Source organism: Mixta intestinalis (genome assembly GCF_009914055.1).
Classification (GTDB): domain Bacteria; phylum Pseudomonadota; class Gammaproteobacteria; order Enterobacterales; family Enterobacteriaceae; genus Mixta; species Mixta intestinalis.
This window is the reverse complement of the sequence record NZ_CP028271.1, coordinates 1,656,907-1,679,897: the sequence shown is the minus strand read 5'-3', so window position 1 is coordinate 1,679,897 and position 22,991 is coordinate 1,656,907. Positions and strand designations below refer to the sequence as shown.

General features: G+C 52.3%; 28 protein-coding genes. 26 read left to right on the top strand and 2 right to left on the bottom strand.

The features are described 5' to 3' along the window. Positions 1-148: 148 nt before the first annotated feature. The 24 genes from C7M51_RS07885 to C7M51_RS07770 all read left to right on the top strand — a co-directional run bounded on the left by C7M51_RS07885 (position 149) and on the right by C7M51_RS07770 (position 17,926). Complete coding sequence (locus C7M51_RS07885; RefSeq protein ID WP_160621288.1) at positions 149-1,618, top strand: DUF1073 domain-containing protein; 1,470 nt, start codon at positions 149-151, stop codon at positions 1,616-1,618. A gap of 61 nt (positions 1,619-1,679) precedes the next feature. Beyond that, positions 1,680-2,255, top strand: coding sequence for a phage head morphogenesis protein (locus C7M51_RS07880; RefSeq protein ID WP_160623599.1), 576 nt, complete (start codon positions 1,680-1,682; stop codon positions 2,253-2,255). A 3-nt stretch (positions 2,256-2,258) separates the two neighbouring features. After that, positions 2,259-3,515 (top strand): DUF2213 domain-containing protein, encoded by a 1,257-nt coding sequence (locus C7M51_RS07875; protein WP_160621287.1) that lies wholly within the window; start codon positions 2,259-2,261, stop codon positions 3,513-3,515. A gap of 9 nt (positions 3,516-3,524) precedes the next feature. Further along, complete coding sequence (locus C7M51_RS07870) at positions 3,525-4,043, top strand: structural cement protein Gp24 (protein ID WP_160621286.1); 519 nt, start codon at positions 3,525-3,527, stop codon at positions 4,041-4,043. A gap of 8 nt (positions 4,044-4,051) precedes the next feature. Continuing rightward, complete coding sequence (locus C7M51_RS07865) at positions 4,052-4,993, top strand: DUF2184 domain-containing protein (RefSeq protein ID WP_160621285.1); 942 nt, start codon at positions 4,052-4,054, stop codon at positions 4,991-4,993. Positions 4,994-5,005: 12 nt separating this feature from the next. After that, on the top strand, positions 5,006-5,359 hold the full coding sequence (locus tag C7M51_RS07860; protein WP_160621284.1) for an STY1053 family phage-associated protein: 354 nt from the start codon (positions 5,006-5,008) through the stop codon (positions 5,357-5,359). Beyond that, positions 5,328-5,735 carry a DUF4054 domain-containing protein gene (locus C7M51_RS07855; protein WP_160621283.1) on the top strand — a complete coding sequence of 136 codons (408 nt, stop codon included), beginning with the start codon at positions 5,328-5,330 and terminating at the stop codon, positions 5,733-5,735. The genes C7M51_RS07860 and C7M51_RS07855 overlap by 32 nt, the downstream gene beginning before the upstream one ends. Next, the gene (locus tag C7M51_RS07850) at positions 5,732-6,235 is read left to right on the top strand and encodes a hypothetical protein (protein ID WP_160621282.1); all 504 of its coding nucleotides are present in this window, start codon (positions 5,732-5,734) and stop codon (positions 6,233-6,235) included. Before C7M51_RS07855 ends, C7M51_RS07850 begins: the two co-directional genes overlap by 4 nt. Then, positions 6,235-6,621, top strand: a complete 387-nt coding sequence (locus C7M51_RS07845; RefSeq protein ID WP_160621281.1) for a head-tail adaptor — start codon at positions 6,235-6,237, stop codon at positions 6,619-6,621. The genes C7M51_RS07850 and C7M51_RS07845 overlap by 1 nt, the downstream gene beginning before the upstream one ends. Further along, positions 6,614-7,156, top strand: a complete 543-nt coding sequence (locus C7M51_RS07840) for a phage neck terminator protein (RefSeq protein WP_160621280.1) — start codon at positions 6,614-6,616, stop codon at positions 7,154-7,156. The genes C7M51_RS07845 and C7M51_RS07840 overlap by 8 nt, the downstream gene beginning before the upstream one ends. Positions 7,157-7,158: 2 nt before the next feature. Next, the gene (locus C7M51_RS07835; RefSeq protein WP_160621279.1) at positions 7,159-8,640 is read left to right on the top strand and encodes a DUF3383 domain-containing protein; all 1,482 of its coding nucleotides are present in this window, start codon (positions 7,159-7,161) and stop codon (positions 8,638-8,640) included. Between the two features lie 10 nt (positions 8,641-8,650). Beyond that, positions 8,651-9,091 (top strand): DUF3277 family protein, encoded by a 441-nt coding sequence (locus C7M51_RS07830; protein WP_160621278.1) that lies wholly within the window; start codon positions 8,651-8,653, stop codon positions 9,089-9,091. A gap of 2 nt (positions 9,092-9,093) precedes the next feature. Further along, positions 9,094-9,501: a phage tail assembly chaperone gene (locus C7M51_RS07825; protein WP_160621277.1), complete on the top strand. Its 408-nt coding sequence runs from the start codon at positions 9,094-9,096 to the stop codon at positions 9,499-9,501. 35 nt (positions 9,502-9,536) lie between these two features. Beyond that, the gene (locus C7M51_RS07820) at positions 9,537-9,689 is read left to right on the top strand and encodes a DUF6889 family protein (RefSeq protein ID WP_160621276.1); all 153 of its coding nucleotides are present in this window, start codon (positions 9,537-9,539) and stop codon (positions 9,687-9,689) included. Next, positions 9,682-11,694: a lytic transglycosylase domain-containing protein gene (locus C7M51_RS07815; RefSeq protein ID WP_160621275.1), complete on the top strand. Its 2,013-nt coding sequence runs from the start codon at positions 9,682-9,684 to the stop codon at positions 11,692-11,694. The genes C7M51_RS07820 and C7M51_RS07815 overlap by 8 nt, the downstream gene beginning before the upstream one ends. Beyond that, on the top strand, positions 11,694-12,275 hold the full coding sequence (locus C7M51_RS07810; protein ID WP_160621274.1) for a phage baseplate protein: 582 nt from the start codon (positions 11,694-11,696) through the stop codon (positions 12,273-12,275). Before C7M51_RS07815 ends, C7M51_RS07810 begins: the two co-directional genes overlap by 1 nt. Continuing rightward, a complete protein-coding gene (locus C7M51_RS07805) occupies positions 12,262-12,561 on the top strand; it encodes a phage baseplate plug family protein (protein ID WP_160621273.1) in 300 nt (99 codons plus the stop codon). Before C7M51_RS07810 ends, C7M51_RS07805 begins: the two co-directional genes overlap by 14 nt. A gap of 99 nt (positions 12,562-12,660) precedes the next feature. Further along, positions 12,661-12,999, top strand: coding sequence for a hypothetical protein (locus C7M51_RS07800; RefSeq protein WP_160621272.1), 339 nt, complete (start codon positions 12,661-12,663; stop codon positions 12,997-12,999). A 79-nt stretch (positions 13,000-13,078) separates the two neighbouring features. Further along, positions 13,079-14,059: a phage protein gene (locus C7M51_RS07795; RefSeq protein ID WP_160621271.1), complete on the top strand. Its 981-nt coding sequence runs from the start codon at positions 13,079-13,081 to the stop codon at positions 14,057-14,059. Beyond that, entirely contained in the window at positions 14,059-14,811 is a 753-nt protein-coding gene (locus C7M51_RS07790; protein WP_160621270.1) for a Gp138 family membrane-puncturing spike protein, read from the top strand. The genes C7M51_RS07795 and C7M51_RS07790 overlap by 1 nt, the downstream gene beginning before the upstream one ends. Continuing rightward, positions 14,811-15,164, top strand: a complete 354-nt coding sequence (locus tag C7M51_RS07785; protein WP_160621269.1) for a contractile injection system sheath initiator — start codon at positions 14,811-14,813, stop codon at positions 15,162-15,164. Before C7M51_RS07790 ends, C7M51_RS07785 begins: the two co-directional genes overlap by 1 nt. Next, complete coding sequence (locus tag C7M51_RS07780) at positions 15,164-16,351, top strand: baseplate J/gp47 family protein (protein WP_160621268.1); 1,188 nt, start codon at positions 15,164-15,166, stop codon at positions 16,349-16,351. The genes C7M51_RS07785 and C7M51_RS07780 overlap by 1 nt, the downstream gene beginning before the upstream one ends. Further along, positions 16,348-17,001, top strand: a complete 654-nt coding sequence (locus C7M51_RS07775) for a DUF2612 domain-containing protein (protein WP_160621267.1) — start codon at positions 16,348-16,350, stop codon at positions 16,999-17,001. Before C7M51_RS07780 ends, C7M51_RS07775 begins: the two co-directional genes overlap by 4 nt. 10 nt (positions 17,002-17,011) lie before the next feature. Next, positions 17,012-17,926 carry a tail fiber protein gene (locus C7M51_RS07770; RefSeq protein ID WP_160621266.1) on the top strand — a complete coding sequence of 305 codons (915 nt, stop codon included), beginning with the start codon at positions 17,012-17,014 and terminating at the stop codon, positions 17,924-17,926. Positions 17,927-17,952: 26 nt separating this feature from the next. Here C7M51_RS07770 and C7M51_RS07765 read toward each other — a convergent pair whose 3' ends face one another. Further along, entirely contained in the window at positions 17,953-18,714 is a 762-nt protein-coding gene (locus C7M51_RS07765; RefSeq protein WP_160621265.1) for a glycosyltransferase family 25 protein, read from the bottom strand. Between the two features lie 127 nt (positions 18,715-18,841). Between C7M51_RS07765 and C7M51_RS07760 the strand changes: the two genes are divergently transcribed. After that, on the top strand, positions 18,842-21,193 hold the full coding sequence (locus C7M51_RS07760; protein WP_160621264.1) for a prophage tail fiber N-terminal domain-containing protein: 2,352 nt from the start codon (positions 18,842-18,844) through the stop codon (positions 21,191-21,193). 93 nt (positions 21,194-21,286) lie between these two features. Beyond that, a complete protein-coding gene (locus tag C7M51_RS07755; RefSeq protein ID WP_160621263.1) occupies positions 21,287-21,478 on the top strand; it encodes a hypothetical protein in 192 nt (63 codons plus the stop codon). A gap of 969 nt (positions 21,479-22,447) precedes the next feature. Here C7M51_RS07755 and C7M51_RS07750 read toward each other — a convergent pair. Continuing rightward, the gene (locus tag C7M51_RS07750) at positions 22,448-22,696 is read right to left on the bottom strand and encodes a CsbD family protein (protein WP_160621262.1); all 249 of its coding nucleotides are present in this window, start codon (positions 22,694-22,696) and stop codon (positions 22,448-22,450) included. Positions 22,697-22,991 lie beyond the last annotated feature (295 nt).

The window sequence follows — 22,991 nt, the reverse complement described above, 5'->3', positions numbered from 1 at the left end:
ATTCACTCCATTTCCCGGTGTTTTAACCAGCAATCTGCTGAAAATACGTCGTTTGCATCGATTCGGTGGCGAGTGCCGTTCCGTAGGTGCGGGCAACGTCCATTATGTTAAATAGTACCCGTTTTTAACAAATTATCTGTGAGGGAATATGTCCCGAAAAAAACGCCAACACGGCACAAAAACGCCCGTTGCGACTGCTGACGGGTACAACAATTTCACTGCAAAACTCGGCGGATACACGAAGAACATCCAGTCTGCCGGTACATACATGCCGGGCTACATCTCACGTAACCGCGTACAGCTCGAGTTTGCCTATCGGTCATCGTTTCTGGTTGGTGCCGGTGTGGATGCGATGGCGGATGATATGACCCGCAAAGGGATCAATATCAGTTCAAAACTGGAGCCAGGGCAACAGGGAAAGCTGGAAACGTTCTGGGACGACATAGCGATATGGGACGGCATCAACGACACCCTGAAATGGTCACGACTGTACGGTGGCGCGTTGCTGGTGGTGCTGATTGACGGGCAGGATATGTCTACGCCGCTGTGCCTCGATCGCATCAAAGAAGGGCAATTTAAGGGCGTGCTGACGCTCGATCGCTGGCAAGTAAACCCAAGCTATTACGACCTGATTACTGATTATGGTCCGAATTTTGGCTTGCCGAAATTTTATAAAGTGGTGACAAATCAGCAGGGCATTCCGCCGTGGAAAATCCACCACAGCCGCCTGATTCGCTGGGAGGGTGATTCTCTGCCGTTCCAGCAGGCACAGACAGAAAACGGCTGGGGCATGTCGGTTGTAGAACGCATTTTTGAGCGCGTCCAGGCATTTGACACCGCGACGGCAGGCACTACGCAGCTGATACACAAGGCGCATCTGCGTACGTATAGCATTGACGGGTTGCGCAAAATACTGGCATTGCCGGACGACAGCACGCTGGTGGCAGGGCTGCTAAAACACCTGGACATGATCCGCGAATTTCAGACCATTGAGGGCATGACCCTGATGGATAAAAACGACGAGTTCCAGACGCACAGTTATTCGTTTGCCGGTATTGCTGACGTCATTTTGCGTTTCGCGGAGCAAGTAAGCGGGGCTACCGGCATTCCGCTGGTACGTCTTTTTGGTCAGTCGCCAGCGGGTTTCAACACTGGCGACGGGGATCTGGAAAACTACTACAGCCGCGTCAATACACTACAGGAACGCCGGTTACGCAGACCGTTACGCTGGTTGCTGGATATCAGCTGGCGTTCGCTGTTCGGCGAGCCGCTACCCGATGATTTCACGTTTGAATTTAACAAACTGTGGGAAATGTCGGACCTGGACCGGGCAACAATGGCAAGCAACGTAACAACCGCGCTGGCTACGGCCGTGCGTGATATTGGCATGACGCCAGCAGCGGCGCTGAGCGATTTACGCAATCTGTCAGACGTAATCGGCATCGGTGGCTCAATCACTGATGAGGATATTGAAAATGCGAAGAAAGAGCTGGAGGAGCCTGAATTTGAAACCGGCGCTCCGCCGCCGCTCGGAAATTCAGTATCGCAAAAACCTGTTGGCGATAGTGAGCCAGATAAACGCGATCGTAACTGGCTCATACGATGGTTCACAAAGTAGCGCCGACACAATAGCCGCCCATCTGTTCGATTACTCACAAACCATCAGCGACTGGGCAGAAATGGCCGGGCGTCGAATGTTTTTGCAGGTTGAGGATGAGGAGTGGCGGCAGTGGCGGTCGGTTTCTGAGGATATTTCCGCCGGGCTGCGGGACGTTATCGGCAATACGCCAATCGGTCAGGTGGCACAGGATATCGTTTACCGGCAGATTCAGCTGATGAAATCCCTGCCGCTGGAAGCCGCCGACCGGGTGCGCGATATTCAGAGCCGCGCCGTGCAGGCGGTTATTACTGGCGAACGTCCCGACGCGTTGTATGAAATGATCATGCAGTCGGGGGATGTGGCCGCAAGCCGGGCGCGAATGATTGCCCGCACCGAAATTGGCCGTGCCACCGGCGCATTAACACAGGCCCGCGCGCTGGCTGTTGGCTCTGAGGGGTACTGGTGGCGCATCGAGGGCGCAGGAACGCGGGATTCTCACCGGAAAATGAAAGATAAATTTGTGCGCTGGGATAACCCGCCGACGCTTGACGGCATGACCGGACACGCCGGTTGTCTGCCGAACTGCAAATGTTATCCCGATGTGCAAATACCTAAGCCGCCGCGAGCGGCCTTTTTATTGCCTGAAAACAGGTGACCCATGCAATATTTTTTCACTACCCGCCTGGGCGAAACGCGATTTGAACTGGCGGATGGCTCGCTGCTCTGCAAGGACGTACCGATCGCCCGCACCGGCACCCAAACATACCTGCCTGAAGAGATCGATCTGGAACCTGGCCCGGACGGACTGGTGGTTGTTTACCGTACCGAGGATGAGGTTTTCTCACCAGAGACTGTTGCCTCATTTGAGGGCGTGGCGGTCACGCTGGGACATCCGGAGGACGCCGACGGCAATATCGTTTTTGTTAACCCGGCCAATTATGCGGAGCTGGCTCATGGTCATATCCAGAATGTGCGGCGCGGCACCGGTGATAAATCGGATCTGCTGCTGGCCGATGTGCTGGTGAAGCGGCAAGAAGCCATCGATGCAATAAATGCTGGTCTGACGGACGTCAGCTGTGGCTATGACGCGCAGTACAAACAACTCAGCCCTGGCAAAGGCAAACAGTATCAAATTACCGGAAATCACCTGGCGATCGTTGACCGAGGCCGGGCCGGTTCCCGTTGCGCTATCGGGGATTCCGCCCCAAAACCAAAGGAGAAACCGCTAATGTCCTGGTTTAAAAGCCTGGCAAAAGCCATTAAGACCAAAGATGAGGATGCGTTGCAGCAACTCATCGACGAGGCGCCTGATATGCCATCAGACGGCATGTCATCTATTCCCGGCGTCACTATCAACATGAATGTGCCGTCACAGGCAACCTCTCTACCGGCAGAGCAGCAGACCACGGCCGACGAAAAGCCGGAGGAAGAGGATAAACCTACCGGAGATGAAGAGGTGCCCGCCTGGGCACAGGCCATTATTGCCCGCCTCGATAAGCTGGAGGGGAAAACTACCGATTCGAACCCTGACCCCAAAGATACGCCAACGGGTGATGAGGACGCTGAAGAGGATGCGAAAGTAACCGGCGATGCGGCGTACAAGCGAAACCTAATCGCAGATGCAGAAATTATTCTGCCGGGCTTCAAACCGACCGGCGATCAGGGGCTAAAACGTCAGGTTCTGAATCAGGCAGTGCAAACTGGCGACAGCCTGAAAGCATTTGGGATCACTGATTTCACTAAGGCTCCCAAGGCCACAGTTGATGCGATTTTCACTGCTGCCGTGGAACTGAACAGAGCAAAAAATCACATCACGCCGACCGCCGTAACGCCCACGCGCGACAGCGCACGCGGCCCAATCACCCCGGCTGAACTGAACAAAATCAACGCCGATTTCTGGAAACGCAACAAGTAAGGCAACCACATGGCTGGAAAAGCATACATCACACGCATGGGAATGGGTTTCCCGGGCGCGATTACCCGTCAGCAGGATCTGACCACTGAACCTGCAATTCTCGACGCAGCAAAACCGTTTGTCGCCTACGGGCTGGCAGGCAAATACAAAGACGGCAAGTTTGTGCCGCTAGAGGCGGGCGACACGGTTGCGGACGTGGTGGGTGCATTTGTTCGCCCATACCCGACCCATAACCCGACCGATGTTCGCTCGCTGGGCGTTACTGCTGGTTATACCGGTGATGTGCTGAAGCGTGGCTATATGTGTGTGGCCGTGCCGTCAGCGCAGGCCGCATCGGCAACAAAAGGCGCGCCGGTCTATGTGCGAGTGGCTGCCGCGACTGAAAACAGCCCGCTGGGTGCGTTTTTACTGGCGCCGGATGCAACCGCAGCGAATACACCAAAATTACCAGACGTAACCGTTATGGGGGCGGGCGATGATGCTGCAACGGCAACCCACGGCAACGTTGAAATCGCGTACAACATTTGAGGAATCCCATGTTAACTATTGATAAACAGACTATTGACCAGGCTGGCGCTTTCCTCGTTGGCGAGCTGGAGCGACTCGATCAGACGTTAAATCTGCCGCTGGTTTCCTATAAATGGTCACGCGATATGCCGCTGCGTAGCGACGTTTCTATCGCTGATGAGCTGTCCTCATTCACTAACACAGACCTGGCTGCCGCTGGTGGCGTTAATCCGAACGGTAAAAACTGGATTGGCAAAAACTCTACGGCGATTCCGGGCGTTAGCCTCACCATTGAGAAAACCGCGCAGCCGTTAACGCTGTGGGGGATGGAGCTGGGCTGGACACTGCCAGAGCTGGCGTCAGCTCAGCAGCTGGGTCGACCGGTTGACTCGCAGAAATACGATGCGATGCAACTGAAATGGAATATGGACATCGATGAGCAGGTTTACATCGGTGACTCAGCGCTGGGTGTTACTGGCCTGCTGAACCTGCCTCAGGTAACCCCGCGCGCTGCCGCTGCCGCATGGGATAACGCATCCCCGGATGACATTGTGCAGGATATCAACATCGTTCTGACCGATGCCTGGGTGAACTCCGGTTACGCTATTTGCCCGCGCAAAATTGGTATGGCTCCTGAGCTGTTCGGTCTGCTGGCGAGTAAAAAAGTATCTGATGCAGGCAATATCTCCGTGCTGGAATACGTGAAAATCAACACCATCGCATTCCAGGAAAACGGCGAGCCGCTGGAAATCGTCTCCATGAAATGGGCGTCAAAACGCGGTGCAGTCGGTGCGCATCGTATCGTTGCGTACACGCAGGATGAAAAATTCATTCGCTTCCCGCTGGTGCCGCTACTCAGCACGCCGCTGGAATATCGCGGCCTGTATCAGTTGACCACCTATTACGGTCGCCTGGGCCAGGTGGAAACGCCATATGGTAATACCATCTCCTATCTGGACGTGCCCGCATAAACGGAGACAATTATGAAATATCTCGTAAATACGGCTGCTGTGTTGAATTTTCCAGACGGCACAAAAGTGGCGCTGGCACCTGGCGTACAGGATTACCCGGAAAAGGTGGCCGCGCACTGGGCGTTCAGCGCTCATGCTCGCCCGCTGTCTGCATCTGATGTCGCGGAGAGCGAGCAGCAAAAAACGATGGCTGAGCAAATCGCGGCGCTGAAAGCGGAGAATGCTGAAAAAGATGCGCTTATCCTGACGTTGCAGGCGCAACTCGCCACAGGTGGCGGCGCGCAGGAGAATGCAGGGGCTGACGGCGAGACCAACCCGAAAAAGGACGGTGCCAGTGGCAAAAAACAGCAAACTGCCAACAGCTGAACAATTCCGCGCTGATTTCCCCGAATTCAATCATCCCCGATATACCGACACATCGATAAATTTCTATCTCGGCATGGCCGACACGCTGCTGGACCAGGACAGGCACGGCGATCAGTTTGTGTATCTCGCTGAACTGTTCACGGCGCATTACATCGAGCTGCGCGGGAAAACTGCCGCTGCTGTCGCTGCTGGTGGCGGGGTGAATACCGCCAGCGGCGGCGTGGTGACGTCGAAATCCGTGGATAAGGTCAGCGTGGGCTATGACGCCTCGGCCATCGTCAACCCTGACGCCGGGTTCTGGAACAACACCGCCTACGGGCGTGAGTTTTTCTGGTGGTGGTCGATGTTCGGCGCCGGTGGTCGCCAGTTGTTATGAGCGGGGTAAAAATCAGGCGGGATAACGCCGCTGATGTTCTGGCTGCGCTGGAGCGTCTGACAAAAATGGATGTGCTTGTGGGTATCCCTGCGGAGAGGTCGGAACGGACAGACGGCGCGCCGCTGAATAATGCGGAGCTGGGTTACCTCCACTCTACGGGCGGGACGGTAGAAATTGACGGTCAAACCGTTACGCTGCCGCCGCGCCCGTTCCTGGATATGGGAATTGAGGATACCCGTGCAACAACAACGGAGCATCTCAGAGCCGCTGCCGAGTTAACGCTGGACGGAAAAACCGACGCGGCGCTACAGGAGCTGGAACGGGCCGGGATGGTTGCCAGCAATGCGGCAAAACAGGTCATCGGTTCCGGTGATCGCCTGCATCCTCTGTCTGAAAAAACACTGGAGCGCCGCCGCGCCCAGGGCATACCCGGAGAAAAACCGTTGTATGCCCACGGCCATCTGTTGCGCTCAATAACCTATGTCGTGAGGAATAAATAATGCCGTTTCTCGATGTTTCCGATGTGCTGTTTGATCCGGATTTTTGCGATCCGTCGCTGGTGGTGACCAGGCGTTTGCAGGTGACCGATGATGACGGATTTACCCGCAGCGCCACGGAAAAATCGCAGTTTTCCGGTGTGGTGACGGTTGACCGGTCACTGGAAAACCGGCGAATGCAGACAGGGCAGGTTATCAGCGGCGCCATTCTGGTTATCACAACGGAACGCCTGAGCAGCGGAAAAGCAGAATATGACGCCGATATCGTGACATACCAAGGGCGTGATTATCGCGTGACGTTTGTCGATCCGTATACGGCATATGGTGCGGGGTTTGTTCAGGCACACTGTGAGCTGTTGCCGTTTGACGGAGGAATACCGGATGAATGACAGCACGGCGTCAGGCTGGCTGATGCCTGTCCGGGAGTCGCCAGTCTACGATGAAGATCTGGACAGGTTATTCAGCCGCTGGATTCGGGGCGTAACCGGATTGCCAGAAAAAACTGTCTGGCCACGCTGGCAGCCTGTACAGCGAGCGCTACCGTCGGCGGAAAAAAACTGGTGCGCGTTCGGCGTGATGAATGTAACGCCGGACGATAATCCGGCGTTCATGAACCAGACAGACGACAGCACAGAACTGTGGCGGCATGAAATCGTTGAATGTCTGATCTCGTTTTACGGCCCTGCCGGTATGACTCTCGTCAGCCGGTTCCGTGACGGTTTGACTGTTGGCCAGAACAATGCGGATCTGAACAGAACGGGCCTTAGCCTGGCAGACTACAGGCGAATTTATTCCGTTCCCGAACTCATCAATAACCAGTGGGTGCGCCGGTACGATCTGACCGTGCGCCTGCGCCGCAAAATTATCCGCGAGTACGGCGTTAAATCGCTGCTCGATGCGAATGTAAAAATTACCGGAGAGTAAAAATGTCCCAGGGCTTACCTGTTTCGAGGGTGGTTAACGTCACCATCGATATGTCCCCGCGCGCCGCCAGTGCGCGTAATTTTGGCTCGCTGCTGATTATGGGCGCGTCATCAGATGTTATCGATCCACTGGAGCGAATGCGCTCGTATTCAACAATTGAGGATGTCGCCACTGATTTCGGCACAGATGCGCCGGAATATAAAGCGGCGGCGCTGTATTACCAGCAGTCCCCGCGTCCGGTGGATCTGTTTATTGGCCGCTGGGTTAAAGAGGCATCGCCGGGCATGTTGCGCGGCGCCATCCTGACCGCAGAGCAGGTGAAACTCAGTAATTTCACTGGCGTAACCGATGGTGCCATGAAAATCACCGTCAACGGAAAGTCGGTAAATATCACCGGCGTGGATTTATCGAACGAGACGAATCTGAACGGTGTCGCACAGCGTGTCGCGGAAAAAATCACTACCGCTACAGTCCTGTGGGACGCAAATAATAGTCGGTTCATTGCGTCATCCTCTACCGCCGGAAATAACAGCGCGGTGGGATTTGCCACGGCACCTGCCACAGGTACGGATCTGTCGGCGCTGTTGGGGTTATCTCGTGAGCGCGGTGCTGTGGCTGTGGCTGGGCTGGATGGTGAATCCGCGGCTGATGCTGTGGCTACGCTGGCGGATTTTTCCAGCGCCTGGTACGGGCTGATCGTCGCTGCTGACCTGGTCCCTGAGGATGTTACAGCCATTGCTGAATTTGTGGGGGCCAGCGGCACGTCGCGCGTTTTCGGCTACACCACGCAGGATACAGGCGTGCTGGACGGTACCAGTGACGCGGATATTGCCTCGGTGCTGAAGGCGGGAAATTACGGGCGGGTATTCACGCAGTATTCCTCCTCATCACCGTATGCGGCTGCATCTGCGTTTGGCCGTGCGTTTACCGTCAATTTCGGCGGCAATAACACCACTGTAACCCTGAAATTTAAACAGGAGCCGGGCGTTACGGCTGAGCTGCTGCGCACGTCCCAGGCGGATGCGCTGGTGGCGAAAAACTGCAACGTGTTTGTTCGCTATGACAATGACACAGCCATTTTGCAGGAAGGGGTTATGGCAAATGGCGATTTTTTCGACGAGCGCCACGGTCTGGACTGGCTGCAAAACTATGTTCAGAACAATCTCTATAACCTGCTGTACACCAGCACCACGAAGGTGCCGCAAACCGATCCCGGTGGCACGCGCCTGCTGGCAAATGTCGAACAGTCAATGGAACAGGCGGTTAATAACGGCCTGATAGCGCCGGGCGTCTGGAACGGCGGGCCGCTGGGCCAGTTGTCAACCGGTGATACGCTCACCAAGGGGTATTACGCCTATATCCAGCCAATGGCGGAGCAGGCACAGGCCGATCGCGAGAAACGTAAAGCGCCGCCGATTCAGGTCGCCTGTAAGCTGGCCGGTGCCGTTCATTTTGCTGATGTGCTGATCACTGTTGTGCGCTGAGGAATAAATCATGCCTACCTATTCATTTATGGACGTTTCCGCCTCCATGACGGGGCCGACTGGCGTTATCGATCTGGGTTACGGGTCGGCCAACTCAGAAGAGGGGATCGTTGTCTCGATGGCTGAGGCCAAAAATACCATGACCATTGGCGCCGATGGTGAGGGGATGCACAGCCTGCACGCCGGAAAATCCGGCACCATCACCGTCAACCTGTTGAAAACATCGCCGGTTAATAAAAAACTTTCCATCGCCTACAACGCACAAAGCCAGTCATCAGCGCTGTGGGGCAACAATGTGTTTGTGATCCGCAACCATGCGTCAGGTGATATCGCTACGGCGCGCGGCGGGGCATTCCAGAAAATGCCTGACTGGCAGAACGCCAAAGACGGCAACACGGTGGCTTGGGTGTTTGACTGCATCAAAATTGATTCCATGCTGGGAGAATTTTAATTATGGAAATCGAACTGAAGGGCAATATTTATCGCGCCGGAAAACTCAGCGTATTCGATCAGCTGAAAGTATCGCGCAAATTGCTTCCTGTGCTGGGCGGCATGGTTGGCGAATTAAAAAAACTGCAAGCCGGCCAGGCGGACATAGAAACGCTGCTGCCGGTGATTGCCGATACGGTTGCGGGTATGAGCGACAGCGACTGTGATGCGATTATCCATCCGTGTCTGTCGGTCGTCTCACGTCAAAACGGAAAAACATGGGCGCCGGTATTCCGTTCTGGCGAACTGATGTTCGACGATATAGATCTGATGACTATGTTACAGCTGGTAGCCCGTGTTATCGGAGAGTCGCTGGGAAATTTTTTTCCCGAACACCTCGACAGCGAGACAGCCAGCCCGCAAACGGTTTGATCCTCGACACCCTCCCTGACGGGGAGGATTTTCTGATGATGCCGGTTGACGCTGGCTATATCCCCTACACCGCACTGAAAGACGGCTCGGTCGATCTGGCTGATATTGCACGCATGAATGACTGGCTGAGCATGAAACAGGATAACGAGGCGCGCATAGCGCGCTGGAGAGAGGCTAATAGTGGGTAACGTTGACACTATCCGCGATTTTCTGGTGAGCCTGGGATTTAACGTTGACGAGGCAGGAAAACGCAAATTTCAGAGCGTCCTGACGGGTGTCACGGCCAACGTGCTGAAGTTGGGCGCGACGGTTGAGGCGACGGCGCTGTCGGTGGTGGGGTTCACCACAAAAATATCCGCAGGTCTGGAGCGGCTCTACTGGGCCTCACAGCGCACAGGCGCTACTGTCGCCGGGATAAAAACGCTGGGTTATGCCGCTGCGCAAACCGGTAGCAGCGCGGAGGCGGCACAGAGCGCACTGGAAAATCTGTCGCGTTTTTTGCGTAACAGCCCCGGCGCTGAGGGGTTCCTGAACCGGCTGGGCGTACAGACGCGAGACGCCAGCGGCAATATGCGCGATATGGCGTCGATATTTACCGGCGTTGGTCAGCGGCTCAGCAGTATGCCGTATTACCGGGCGAACCAGTACGCGCAGATGCTGGGTATTGACGAAAACACGCTGATGGCGATGCGGCGCGGGCTGGCCGGGTTTACGGCGGACTATCAGTCGATGCTGCGGGCCATGGGCTACGACGCTGAAAAAGCAGCGGCGCAGTCGAATAAATTCATGACATCGATGCGCGGTCTGACGTCACTGTTCGGCATCCTGCGCGATAAAATCGGATCGAACCTGGCGGGCGGGCTGGCCGGAACGCTGGAAAATCTGCGAAAAAAAATCCTCGATAATTTCCCAAAAATTGAGGAACTACTGACCCGTGCAATTCAGGGCATTATCCGCGCCGGGGAGGCAGTGACACGGATAGTGTGGCGGTTGATGCAGGCAGCCGGGGAGATATTCGACTGGTGGAACAGCCTGGACGATCAGAGCAAAAAGCTGATCACTACGTTTGGCGCATTCACTGCGGCTGTCTGGGCGTTAAACCGTGCGTTTTTTTCCTCACCGATCGGCATTATTACCGGGCTGGTGGCGGCGCTGTTGCTGCTGTATGACGACTATCAGACCTGGAAAGAGGGAGGAAAGTCGTTTATCGACTGGTCAAAATGGCAAACGGAAATCGCGCAGGCAAAGCAGGCGTTTATCTGGCTGCGCGATAAGTTATCCGGGCTGGTGGATGCTGTTGGCGGCTGGAAAAATTCGCTCAGTATTCTGGCTACGTTTATCGCCGGTGCCTGGGTGGCTAAGGTGCTGGGGGCGTTTGGAAAAATTGCGGGCTTGCCGATCCCTCCCTGGCTGAAATTGTGGGGCCTGTACGCGGGCTATCTGGTGTCGGACAGGGAAAATATCAGCGCCAGCGCAAAATCGTCACTCAGCTACGCAAAACGCAATATTGGTGATGCGCTGCGCTGGATGGGTATCGACACCGATTACGGGCGTAAGAATACGGTGCAGGGAACGCCGGACGCTGCACTGGATATCCCCGGCAATCAATCTGAGTTGTACGCCAAGCAGGTTCGCCGCCCGCGCCCCTCCCGTGCAGGCGTGGAATTACTGGGCTGGTTGCAACCAACACTCAGCAGTCTGGAACGGCTCTATCGGTTACCGGAGGGGTTGCTGCGGAGTGTTGCAATTGCTGAATCAAGCGGCAATCAGTTTGCTGTTTCTGGCGCCGGAGCTAAGGGGCTGTTTCAGTTTATGGACGGCACGGCGCGGGATATGGGACTACGTGGGAACGATGTTTTCGACCCCGTTAAATCAGCGCAGGCGGCAGCTCGTTATCTTTCCCAACTGCTGAAAGTCAATGGCGGTGACCTGGAGCGGGCGCTGGCCTCTTACAATTGGGGCCTAGGCAACGTGCGTAAGCACGGTATGGCGCTGATGCCACAGGAAACCCGAAATTATATCCCCAGAGTGCTGAGTAATATGCCTGGAGCGGGCGGTAGTGGTATCCAGCAGGAAACGACAATTAATGTTTACGGCGCGACTGATCCTGTGGCAACCGGCATGGATATTGCCGGGCGGCAAACCGGTGTGAATGCACGGCTGATCGGTCAGTTAACACAGAGGGCGTACTGATGGATATTCTGTCCACGCTGTTTTCACAACAATCCCGGAAAATCGGTCTGCTGGTGCCCGATGTGGTTATTTCAGAAAAACATGCGGATACGCTGGAAATCACCGAGCACCCCGTTGAAATTGGCGCACCTGTAGCCGATCACGCCTACGCACGCCCGGCAGAATTGACAATGGAGGTCGGTTTTGCCGGTGGCGGCTCGTTGCTGGATTTTTGGGATACGTCAAATATCGGCCTCGGCTTGGGCCTCAGTCCGCAGGAGACCTATCAGCAGATTCTCGATTTGCAGGCGAGCCGTCAGCCGTTTGACGTGATTACAGGAAAACGGCAGTACAAAAACATGCTGATCCGGGCCATTGAGGTGACCACCGATAAACACACAGAGAATGTGTTAATGGCGGTGCTGACGCTGCGTGAACTGAACATGACGCAAACGGAGACGGTAACCGTTGCCGATCAGGACAATATGCAGGATGGGGCGGCAACGGCAGGCGTAAAAAACGGAGGGGTTAAATCAACCAAACCTTCGCAGAATGTCAGCCTGTTACAGCGAGCATCGGAGGTGCTGGGTGCTAATTTCTGAAATTCCGTTGTCAGCCACGAACCAGCAATTCAGCATCAATCTGTCAGGGACCGTCTGGCAGCTGCGTATTATCTGGCGTGATGTGGCGGGATGGGTGCTGGATTTACAGAACAGTGCCGGAGACGCGGTTGTTTCGGGTATTCCTCTGATCCCTGGCGTGGATTTGCTGGCGCAGTACGGATATCTGCAACCGGGCGGGAAACTGGTGTTGCTGAACAATAGCGATGAATTACCTGGCACGGACGAGCTGGGAGGCGTGGCAAATCTCTATTGGATTACCGGTTAACCTTATTTGGCAAAGATGAATAATGTAGTTACTATTCAATACTGTTTTTTAAGAGACATGAAAGATTTATCAAAACTATACGGATGTGAGGATTGAATTATGAAATGGATGGTGATATCTGCATTGTTTTTTTCGACGACAGCGATAGCTGGAAATATTCAGGATTTTTTTAATAAACATAAAAAATTAGAAGATAATTATTTGGTTAAACGTGAAATTATTAATCGCGCCACATCAAATGCGGCCTTGGATGCCGTTTTATCAGGACATGATGCGGAATATGGAGATGTTTTATTTAAAAAACATGGCGATAAATACGCGCACTTGGCATTACAGCAGATTGTTTCTGATTGTGGTTTTGCTTTTGCAGATAACGGTGCCTCACTTTCATCACTAAGAAAAGATGATTGCCAGTTAGTGAAATCTGAATCTAATTGATGTCTGTGTAGGCAGATGTCACCTATAAAATTGCAAACTGTAAAACCTGCTACGGCAGGTTTTTTTACGGATAAACCATATGTCACAGAACTGGATTCGTAAATGCTCCCTGATTGTAGCGAGCGACAGCGGAAACGGGCTGGAACTGTCCACGTTTAAAACCACGTTCAACATCAGCTGGCCGGATACCCGGTGGCCGCGCACGGCGGTTTTTAAAATCTGGAATCTGTCAGCAGCGACCGCAAACCGCATACAGGCCGGAGAGTTTACTGGCGTACAGCTGGAAGCGGGCTATCAGGACAATTGCGGGCTGATTTTTACCGGCAAAATTCGGTATTCGATTACCGGCAGGGACAGCCCGACGGATATATTTGTGATTATCCAGGCCGTGGACTCACATGATGCGTATAACTACGCCACGTTAAATACCACGCTGGCCGCCGGGCATTCGTTGGCAGAACAGCACCAGACGCTACTGTCAGGCCTGCAACCCTACGGGATCGTGCGCGGTGCCACGCCGGATTTCAGCAGCGTCCGCTTCCCACGGGGCAAAACATTTTTCGGAATGGCACGCGATACAGCGGATAATCTGGCGGGGCAATGCCGGGCGTCCTGGCAGTATGTTAACGGGCAGCTGGTGCTGGTGCCGGATGATAAATATGTGCATGAGGCTGTTGTCCTGAACAGTGCCACCGGCCTGATCGGTCTGCCGCAGCAAACAATCGGCGCCGGGGTAAACGTACGCTGCCTGATTAATCCCGCCATTCAGATAAACGGACTGATCCGACTCGATCAGGAACTGATTTATCGAACCATGTTACCCGGCAGTGATATATCCGCAGCACCGGGCAGAATTAACACGGTCAATAACGGGGCGCTGCAACAAACTGACGGCAGTATTTCGCAACCGGCCAGCATTTCTACAGACGGGGAATATATCGTGAAAAATATCACCTATACCGGCGATACGCGCGGAAAACCCTGGTATATGGACCTGGTTTGCATCGCGCGCGGCAGCGCGGATCTGATGAGCAGCTCGACAATGATGAGGACAGGCTGATGGCAGTTTCAGTATCAGAACGCGCGGGCGGTGAGGCCGAACTCCTGGAAATATTCCGACATGCTGTCTCGTCTCAGCTGCGCGTGGCGATGCCCGGTATTATCCAGTCATTCGATCCCGACGCGGTAACCTGCGTTGTGCAGCCAGCAATAAAAGGCGCGGTGGGAGATGCGGCGGGAAACATTACCTCGATCCCGCTGCCGCTGCTGGTGGATGTGCCGGTAGTATTTCCGCGCGGCGGCGGCGTTACCCTGACTTTTCCGGTCAATCCCGGAGATGAATGTCTGGTTATTTTCGGTGACCGGTGCATAGATTTCTGGTGGCAGAACGGCGGCGTACAGGAGCCGGTAGATCCGCGCCAGCATGATCTGTCCGATGCGTTTGCGCTGGTGGGTCCACAGTCGCAGGCAAAAAAAATCAGTGGCATCAGCACTACGGCGGCGCAACTGCGTACCGATGACGGCCTGGCGTTTATTGAGATAGACCCGGTTAGCCATGCGGTGAACATAACAGCGCCCGGCGGGCTGAACGTGACGACGCCGCTGGCAACATTCAGCCAGGCGGTAACGATTAGCGGCCTGCTGACCTGGCTGGGCGGCATGATCGGCAGTCTGGCAACGGGCACAGCGGCAAAAATTACCGGAGCCATTGAGTTTTTTGGCACGCTGAAATCGAACGGGAAAAATATCAGCGACAGCCACACGCATAGCGGCGTTCAGCGTGGCGGTAGCAATACAGACGGGGTGAGTTGATGCGATACCGACGCGAGAATGAAAACGGAGATTACACGTTTGGCCAAGGCGATAACACATGGCTGATAAACTCTCCGGAGGCCGTTGCTCAGGCGGTAAAAACCCGGCTGGCGCTGTGGCGCGGTCAGTGGTTTCTGGATACCACTGCGGGCACGCCGTGGCGGCAAACCGTGCTGGGTAAACCGTATACGGATGCCTACTACATGGCGCTGCGCCAGCGCATTCTGAGTACACCCGGCGTCCGCGAAATATTGTCATTTACAGTAAACCGCAATCCTGACACGCGTAGAATTACGTTTACAGCGCGCATCAGCACCCTGTACGGCGAAACCTCAGTCAACAGCGAGGCATAATGTTAAATCTGGACACATTAGGCCTGGCGGCCACCGTGACCGCCAGCGGGATCAGTGCGCCTGATTATCAGACGATACTCGACACTCTCAGTATGTATTTTCGGCAGATTTACGGCGACGACAGCTATCTGGACCCGGACAGCAAAGACGGCCAGATGATTGCCATTTATGCGCTGGCGATACATGACGCCAACAACGCTGTTATCGCAGCATATAACAGCTACAGTCCATCCACCAGCAGCGGTGCGGCACTGTCGAATAACGTGGCAATTAACGGTATATCACGGCATGCGTCCGGGTATTCGAATACTGACGTAATTCTGGTCGGGCAGGTTGGTACGACTATTCAAAATGGCGTGGTGAGAGACCGAAGCGGGAACACCTGGCGATTACCGGAACAGGTCATTATTGATACTCATGGTCAGGCCATCGCCACGGCAACCTGCACAATTCCCGGGGCTGTTACCGCCGCGCCCGGCGATATTAGCGAGATTGCAACACCGACGCGGGGCTGGCAGTCAGTAACTAACCCGGCGACGGCCACAACTGGACGCCCGGTAGAAACCGATCCGGAGCTGCGCCAGCGGCAGAAAAAATCGGTGGCGCTGCCGTCCCGTACTGTTCTCGACGGCATCCAGGGCGCGGTTAGTCTGATACCGGGCGTGACCCGTCAGCGCGGTTTTGAAAACGATACTGACAAAACCGACAGCAACGGCATCCCGGCCCATTCGATAGCGATGATTGTAGACGGCGGTGATGTTAATGCTATTGCCAGCGCTATAGCACTGAAAAAAACGCCCGGTACCGGCACGTTTGGCGACACGTCTGTTACGGTTGTGGACGCCTACGGGATGCCAAAAATTATACATTTTTCGCGGCCTCAGGATGTGCCGGTTATCGTTGAGATCGCACTGACCGCGTTCACCGGTTACACCACGCTGACGGGCGATAAAATCCGCGCCGCTGTGGCCGCATATATCAACCAGCAGCTGATCGGCGATGCTCTCTATCTGACCCGGCTATATTCACCTGCCAACCTGCCAGGGGAGGAGGGTCAGACCTATGACATTACGTCACTCAAAATTGGGCGTTCTGTCGGCGCTCTGGCCGAGAGCAACCTGGCTGTTGCGTTTAATGAAGCGGTGATTTGTTCAGAGAATGATATTTCGCTGGTGGTGACATCATGAAGGATTACACCGATTACATCACGCCGCAGCACCGCCCGGCGGCGAAATTCACAGAACATATCCGGCTGATAACCCGCCCGTTTATCGACATAGCCACTCAGGCCGGGCAACTGAACGCACTGTTCAGTATTGACCACGGTAACGGGCCACAGCTTGATGCCGTGGGCGAGTGGATCGGGATGTCGCGCTACGTTAAAACGCCGATTACTGGCGTGTATTTTGCGCTGGATACTGAGGGTGTGGGGCTGGATCAGGGCAGCTGGAAAAGGCGCTACGATTCTGACAGCGGCTTTACAGAGCTGGATGACGAAACCTACCGGGCGATCCTGCGCGCAAAAATTCGCGCGAATCACTGGGATGGCTCCTGTGAAATGCTGGCAGAAATCTATCAGGGTGTGATTCCTGACAGCAACGCGAAAATTTTCTTTGTAGATAACCAGAATATGTCGATGGATGTATATCTGACCGGCGGCGTAATCCCTGAGGTTATCAAGGCCGTTCTTCGGCAGGGGTATCTGAATATCAAGCCGGGCGGTGTGCGCGTGAATAACTATACCGATTCAGAGGGGGGCAACGGCATATTTGGTTTTGACGTGAACAATGATTATATCGATGGGTTTGATACCGGCAGCTGGTCAATAAAATTATAGGAAGTAAAAAATGGCTAAAAACGAATTTTTACCGTTCGCTACGGCGGATGGCGCTAATGTATTGTCTGGTGATGAGTATCAGAAATTAACAGCGCGTAATAACGGTTTCAGTGCCGGTGTCGCGCGTTCGCAGGAACTCAATACGGTCTGGCGACAGGCATCCGTTATTGCGCATGTGGTGGCGCAGTTTATTGCGAATAACAGCGGGCAGGATATTGTCGATAATGGGGACAGTGATTCGCTACTCACATACTTGGAAGATGCTCTACAGGGTAAAATTAATAATACCGTACCTGCGGCCAGCCTGACTAATGCCGGAATTATCAGGCTCAGCAGCGCTACAGACAGCGACGATGAAACAATGGCAGCAACGCCGAAAGCGGTCAAGGCTGCATATGATATGGCTAAAAATGTCAGTATTGATGGTATGTATCCCGTCGGGATTGTCCTGTGGTTCGCACAGAATAAAGACCCGAATAAGCAGTTTCCGGGAACAACGTGGAAATATATCGGGGAGAGCCGCACGGTGCGTTTGGCCAGCGCTGACGGCAGTGATGTTATGACCACCGGTGGCGCCGATTCGGTAACGTTAACAACCGCAAATTTGCCTGCGCATAATCATTCGTTTTCAGGTAATACCAGTTCGTTTGATTACGGGACGAAAACAACGAATAATACGGGGGCTCACGCTCACGGCGGCGTGTTATCACGTAATAACCCATATAAAATCGGCGGCTCGAATCAGTCTGTGATAAATTATTCCCTGCTAGGTAATACTGACAGCGCTGGCGCCCACGCTCACACAGTTGGAATCGGTGCGCATTCACACACCGTTTCAGGGACTACGGGAAACGCAGGTTCTGGTACAGCAATAAATATCACGAACGCATACGTGAAATTAATGGGCTGGTGGCGCACTGCATAATTAATACGCAAGAGGGGGGTAGAAGACTACCCCTTAACTTTGGCGCGAAATGCATTAGCAATTTTTAATTTTAATATCCTTAATTTTATCCTCAGAGATCTCTTTTTCTTTAACTGTTCCCATATTTTTCTTTTATTCTCGACGATCTGCGCTCTCTCCTCATTTGTATATTTTTGGATTGTTGAGTCGCTTTCATGGATGCTCGTCTCAATGAGAATGGGTTTCACAGAATATATATCGCTGATACCGTACTCATAAATAACATTCCATTTATCAGCCACCAGCCAGACGGGATAGAGAAAGGCAAGCAGGGCTTCTGCCGCTTTTTTATTAATTAAATAACCATGCGTCCCTTGCGCTTCCAGCACCTTATGCAATGCGTATTCGCCCGTTATTTGTCGGGTCGGCTTTTTCAGATACTTTTGCGTTTTTGTCAGCAAAACAATACAGGGTTTGCTTTCATCAATCTGACGTTCCAGCGTTTCTATAACGTTGCTGGCGTGAGGGGGGATAGAGGCATCATCTTCCAGAATAAGCGCTGAGGCTATATCATGCTCAACGATATAACGGTAAATATTGATGTGGCTCAATGCGCAACCTAATTCGCCGTTTGTAATGGCATAGTTAATCGCTCTGGTGTGCTGTTTCTGTTCCTGTTCTGTTAATGCAGCCCCATCCACCGCTGGTGTGATTTGATAATTAATTTTACATTCGTTTAAATTTTTTTCTATATCACGTCTACGCTCTGTTGAACGAGCCAAGTTTATAACAAAAACGCTACTATTCATCTGTGAACTCATATTTTTTTAAACAATTTTTGACGAGGACAGGATTATACATAAATAATGGCGGTTTATCCCCGCTCACGTGCGGGGAACACCAACATCCTTAATTCCGGTTATTAATGGTTTATATATGAATGGAAAAATAAAAATCTCAGGTATTTTGCGAAGGCCTGACGGCATTGCTATGCCTGATGTAACAATAACTGTTACCAGTGCTAATAACTCACTTAGTGTGCTGAGGCATATTACTAATACTCAAAAAACAGACGATAGTGGACGTTACGAATTTAATTTATTGCCCGGCGGTTACAACGTCACCGTGTCATATCCACAGGGGCGAATTGAAAAACTGGGCGGTTTCACTTTGGAGGAAGGCAGCCCCACAGGTACGTTGAATGATTATCTGCTGTACGGCCAGCCGCTGATGACCGATCCCGTTGTGTACGAAGAAATAAAAAAAATCCACGAAAAAATGCGGCTCAGCGTCAGCGCAGCGGGAAGCGATAGCGCAGCCGCACTGGCCGCCGCAGAACAGGCGCAACAGGCCAGTACGTCGGCGAAAAAAAATGCTGAGCAGGTTATTGCCGCTCATCAGAAGGTTATTGCCGCTCATCAGAAGGTTATTGCCACTCATCAGGAGGTTATAGCCGCTCAGCAGGCGGCGCAACAGGCGCGGGAGGTAGCCGTGGCTGCTGCTGTTGATGCCGCTGCCGCAGCGGCGATAGAAACCGAAAAATTGGCTGAAAAACTGGCTGTTGACGGTTCAGAAATCACGGGGCACGGCGCTACGACGATCGCGAACGTGCTGGACAGTCACGGCGCGACCACATCATCACGCGGAATAGGATTTGGGCCTAACGATATTCCAGATCTAAAAACAGACCACTCTGCGGCGCTACAAAAAATGCTGAACACGTACAAATATATCGTGTTTGATACTGTTGTTAATTGCGCCGGGACGGTAAAAACGGGCGGAGCAGGGCAGGTTATCAGCGCAACAGGGATCGGTGAGCTGCGTCCTGTAGGCGAGGCGATGAGCAAAAAAAGCCTGCTGGTACTGACGCATGAGCGTTGCATTGTTGCAAAAATGCTGTTTACGAACCCGCTGTTATTAAAATCTCAAACCGGCGGACGTCAGTGCGCGGTTGAGGTTAGGGCAGATAACTGCACAGTTCTCGACTCGACGTTTATCAATCAACTGTCAGGCGTGCTGGCAACGTCCACGTATGCGCCGGCGCACACAAAAATTTTGGGCAATCGTTTTATAGATCACTTGGGCGCAGGCGACGGCGAGGGACGTGATGATAGCTCATACGGCGAGGATCGCGGTGATGCTGTGACTATATGGGGCAGTAGTTCTATTATCGCTAATAACCACGCGGAATGTCGTCTTGGCGAGGACGCGCGAATCGCATTTCACGCTGAATACCCCGTTTCGAAACCGACGAATGCGCGTGAAATCGATGGTTGCCATACGCTAATGATCGGCAACTATGCCCGCGGCAGTTTCCGCAGGCATTTTGTAATGGAAGGTATTACCAACGGTTTGATGACCAACAATATCTCAGCCGGAGGCGCAACGTGGTGGGCTGTAGCTGTCATCCAGTGTACAAACGTAAAAACCGATAACCGCATTTATTGGGATAATACGGGCAGCACAGCGGGTGCAAAATGGAGTCCGATTCGTGGCGCGATTGCAGCAGTTAATTTTAATGAAAATGTTTCTTTTAATGACAGCGTAAAATTTTCTACTGATGCCCAAGGTTATGGATTCGTAATCGCAACACAAACCGGCGAGCATGTTATTGATCTGAACGTTTCGCTTTCCTGCGCGGGAAATGAATACGCGACATATTTACTGCGTCCGAAATTATTACGCATGCAGGGGGTGAAAATTGACGGGGCGGAGAACGGGCACAGGTTTATCGGTGCAAACAGTAAAACTGGATTTACCCCAACCGTTTATGACACCGACGGACATGTTAATACAGCGTCTAAATGCGTAACAATGGATACCGGCATCAACGGCCGCTGGATTGCGCGTAACTGCGAATATCTGAGCGCTGGAGACACCGCATTTCATTTGTTCAATATGGACCAGTTATTTTTTCAGAACTGCTCGTTTGATGCTAAAAAATATTCTGTGCAAACAGAAAATACGAAATCAATAAAAATCACTGGCTGCTCCAGCAACAGTAATGTTCCGCTGCCGGTACGAGTTGATTTAAAAACAACGGGTGTAATAGGGCTAAATGACTGGTTTTTTGACGGCAACGCGCTGACCGTGGATTTTGTGTATACGGAGGAATCGCTAACTGATATCAATTCGCCACTCAACGTGAAACACAAATGGCCTGGAAGGGTGATAAGCACCGAAACAGCGCAGTATGTAGCAGCCGGCGGCGCGCCGGGCAGCGGCTGGGTGCCGCTGAGCGGTGGGGAAAAAATCACGCCATCTGCACCCCCTGAGCCAGAAGTTTAAACGTCGAGACGCCTCGCAATTCCAGCATGCCGTGCTGGCATCGTCCTATTCTGAGTGTATTTTGTTGGCACTACCAACAGGAAGGAACTAACTATGAATGGATTTAGTGAGCAGGCAGGTGAGGCAGTGCGGGATGTGCTGGGGGATGCGGTGTATGCGCTGCTGGCGGCAGGCAGGCCAGTCAGCAATGAGGCGTTGGCGGCGGTAATCACAGAGCAGTATGCAGCAGAGCCTGATTTAGCCGCTGAGCTGGCGCTCGATCTGTTGGATAGCTCATCAACATAGCCGCCAGGAAAATGCGCTGAATAACGCACGAAATTTACACGAGGATTAACGAAAAAAATGGTAAGCGTTTGAATATAAAGGCGCGTAAAAGTAAGTATTTTTGTTCATTATTTAAACGCTTTGTTTTGCAAGTAACTGAAACTTAGTACATTTTTTCGGTTTTAATGTATAAAGGATTCGTATTCGGTCTTTTTTTATTCTTCTTTAAAATCAATAAGTTATGCACAGTATGCACGAAAATACACGAAAATTACACGAATTTTGATATTCGGTCTTTATCGCGGAATGCTAATCCTCGTATAACTGCCATCCCGTGAATCGAGGTATTTTGCCGTCATTTTCTATGATTTATGGCTCAGCAAAGCTGTTAACGGCGCATTGTGGCTGGACCCTAAAACCAGACGACTGTTACATTGACTTGAAAATAAAGGTATGGCTCGCCAGGAAATTGAGCTGAATTATCTGACAATACAGCTCAAACAGAAGCGAGTAGAGAACGATGGTTAATCCGCTCGATAAACGATTTTTTCTGTACCCTGCATTTGATAAATAAGGCTGATAAATTTTTTATCAGCCTTATATTATACAGTAAATACCCGACACTTATTTTTTCCTGGGAGGTGCATTGCCCCTGCCATCACCGGATGGATTACCGGTTTTGCTGGGCCAGTTTGGATTGCTTCCTTTGGAACCGTTGCTTTGGCCGGAGTTGCCCGATGAACCTTTGCTTTTAGACATAGCTTATTACCTTTAATAGTTTACAGGAATAAAACTCACAGACAGGTTTATACAAAAATATCACTGGTTACTATACTTTTATTAGTAATAATAGCTTAAAAATTACTCAAATTTATTTTTGATGACATATAAAATAACCAAAAATATTTTTCTGACTTTATTTTTTAACCATAACAGGATTGACTTAGCCTGACTGAAGCTGACAGGAAATCCTGCCAGCTCCAAGACAGATTATTTACGGCCTAACAGATAGCCCAGCACGATGCCTGCGGCGGCGGCAATCGCTAATCCACCAAGAGGGTTTGAAGAAACCTGATCTCTTACCGTATCGGCAGCATCCCTTACCGCGTAGCTTGCCTGATTAGCGTACTTACGCGCTGTACCTTCAGCCTGATCGCTATAGCTGTCGGTTGCGCGCCCGTAAACTTCCTGCGCCTTGCCCGCACCTTCACGCACTTTATCTTCAACTTTACCCAGCATTTTTTTCTCCTTTGGCATAGTGAGTAAGTAAAGTCTAGCAGAAATAAAATCAATCAATTGGAGCCTGGCTACCGATGCGGTGAGAAGGGATGTTTTTGCTTCGTTAATATGGATATAGCGTCAACAAACGGTCAGTTATTGATGGTTTTGGTTACATCATTTTTTTGCTTTTATCGTCATAATTTTTTGTTTTTTAACATAAAAATATAAGGCGTATCTTTTTTTGTATGTTGAAAGGAGTAGCGGGCAAACATATTTGTAAAAAAACGTTGTCAAAAACCTGATTGCAAACAGT

Excerpts from the sequence above, each read along its gene's own strand:
- C7M51_RS07860 (WP_160621284.1), top strand. The coding sequence starts at position 5,006 with ATGAAATATCTCGTAAATACGGCTGCTGTGTTGAATTTTCCAGACGGC.
- C7M51_RS07785 (WP_160621269.1), top strand. The coding sequence starts at position 14,811 with ATGCGATACCGACGCGAGAATGAAAACGGAGATTACACGTTTGGCCAA.
- C7M51_RS07765 (WP_160621265.1), bottom strand. The coding sequence starts at position 18,714 with ATGAATAGTAGCGTTTTTGTTATAAACTTGGCTCGTTCAACAGAGCGT.
- C7M51_RS07800 (WP_160621272.1), top strand. The coding sequence starts at position 12,661 with ATGAAATGGATGGTGATATCTGCATTGTTTTTTTCGACGACAGCGATA.
- C7M51_RS07750 (WP_160621262.1), bottom strand. The coding sequence starts at position 22,696 with ATGCTGGGTAAAGTTGAAGATAAAGTGCGTGAAGGTGCGGGCAAGGCG.
- C7M51_RS07870 (WP_160621286.1), top strand. The coding sequence starts at position 3,525 with ATGGCTGGAAAAGCATACATCACACGCATGGGAATGGGTTTCCCGGGC.
- C7M51_RS07875 (WP_160621287.1), top strand. The coding sequence starts at position 2,259 with ATGCAATATTTTTTCACTACCCGCCTGGGCGAAACGCGATTTGAACTG.
- C7M51_RS07760 (WP_160621264.1), top strand. The coding sequence starts at position 18,842 with ATGAATGGAAAAATAAAAATCTCAGGTATTTTGCGAAGGCCTGACGGC.
- C7M51_RS07835 (WP_160621279.1), top strand. The coding sequence starts at position 7,159 with ATGTCCCAGGGCTTACCTGTTTCGAGGGTGGTTAACGTCACCATCGAT.
- C7M51_RS07845 (WP_160621281.1), top strand. The coding sequence starts at position 6,235 with ATGCCGTTTCTCGATGTTTCCGATGTGCTGTTTGATCCGGATTTTTGC.
- C7M51_RS07775 (WP_160621267.1), top strand. The coding sequence starts at position 16,348 with ATGAAGGATTACACCGATTACATCACGCCGCAGCACCGCCCGGCGGCG.
- C7M51_RS07850 (WP_160621282.1), top strand. The coding sequence starts at position 5,732 with ATGAGCGGGGTAAAAATCAGGCGGGATAACGCCGCTGATGTTCTGGCT.
- C7M51_RS07840 (WP_160621280.1), top strand. The coding sequence starts at position 6,614 with ATGAATGACAGCACGGCGTCAGGCTGGCTGATGCCTGTCCGGGAGTCG.
- C7M51_RS07865 (WP_160621285.1), top strand. The coding sequence starts at position 4,052 with ATGTTAACTATTGATAAACAGACTATTGACCAGGCTGGCGCTTTCCTC.
- C7M51_RS07880 (WP_160623599.1), top strand. The coding sequence starts at position 1,680 with ATGGCCGGGCGTCGAATGTTTTTGCAGGTTGAGGATGAGGAGTGGCGG.
- C7M51_RS07825 (WP_160621277.1), top strand. The coding sequence starts at position 9,094 with ATGGAAATCGAACTGAAGGGCAATATTTATCGCGCCGGAAAACTCAGC.
- C7M51_RS07780 (WP_160621268.1), top strand. The coding sequence starts at position 15,164 with ATGTTAAATCTGGACACATTAGGCCTGGCGGCCACCGTGACCGCCAGC.
- C7M51_RS07885 (WP_160621288.1), top strand. The coding sequence starts at position 149 with ATGTCCCGAAAAAAACGCCAACACGGCACAAAAACGCCCGTTGCGACT.
- C7M51_RS07810 (WP_160621274.1), top strand. The coding sequence starts at position 11,694 with ATGGATATTCTGTCCACGCTGTTTTCACAACAATCCCGGAAAATCGGT.
- C7M51_RS07830 (WP_160621278.1), top strand. The coding sequence starts at position 8,651 with ATGCCTACCTATTCATTTATGGACGTTTCCGCCTCCATGACGGGGCCG.
- C7M51_RS07755 (WP_160621263.1), top strand. The coding sequence starts at position 21,287 with ATGAATGGATTTAGTGAGCAGGCAGGTGAGGCAGTGCGGGATGTGCTG.
- C7M51_RS07820 (WP_160621276.1), top strand. The coding sequence starts at position 9,537 with ATGATGCCGGTTGACGCTGGCTATATCCCCTACACCGCACTGAAAGAC.
- C7M51_RS07770 (WP_160621266.1), top strand. The coding sequence starts at position 17,012 with ATGGCTAAAAACGAATTTTTACCGTTCGCTACGGCGGATGGCGCTAAT.
- C7M51_RS07795 (WP_160621271.1), top strand. The coding sequence starts at position 13,079 with ATGTCACAGAACTGGATTCGTAAATGCTCCCTGATTGTAGCGAGCGAC.
- C7M51_RS07790 (WP_160621270.1), top strand. The coding sequence starts at position 14,059 with ATGGCAGTTTCAGTATCAGAACGCGCGGGCGGTGAGGCCGAACTCCTG.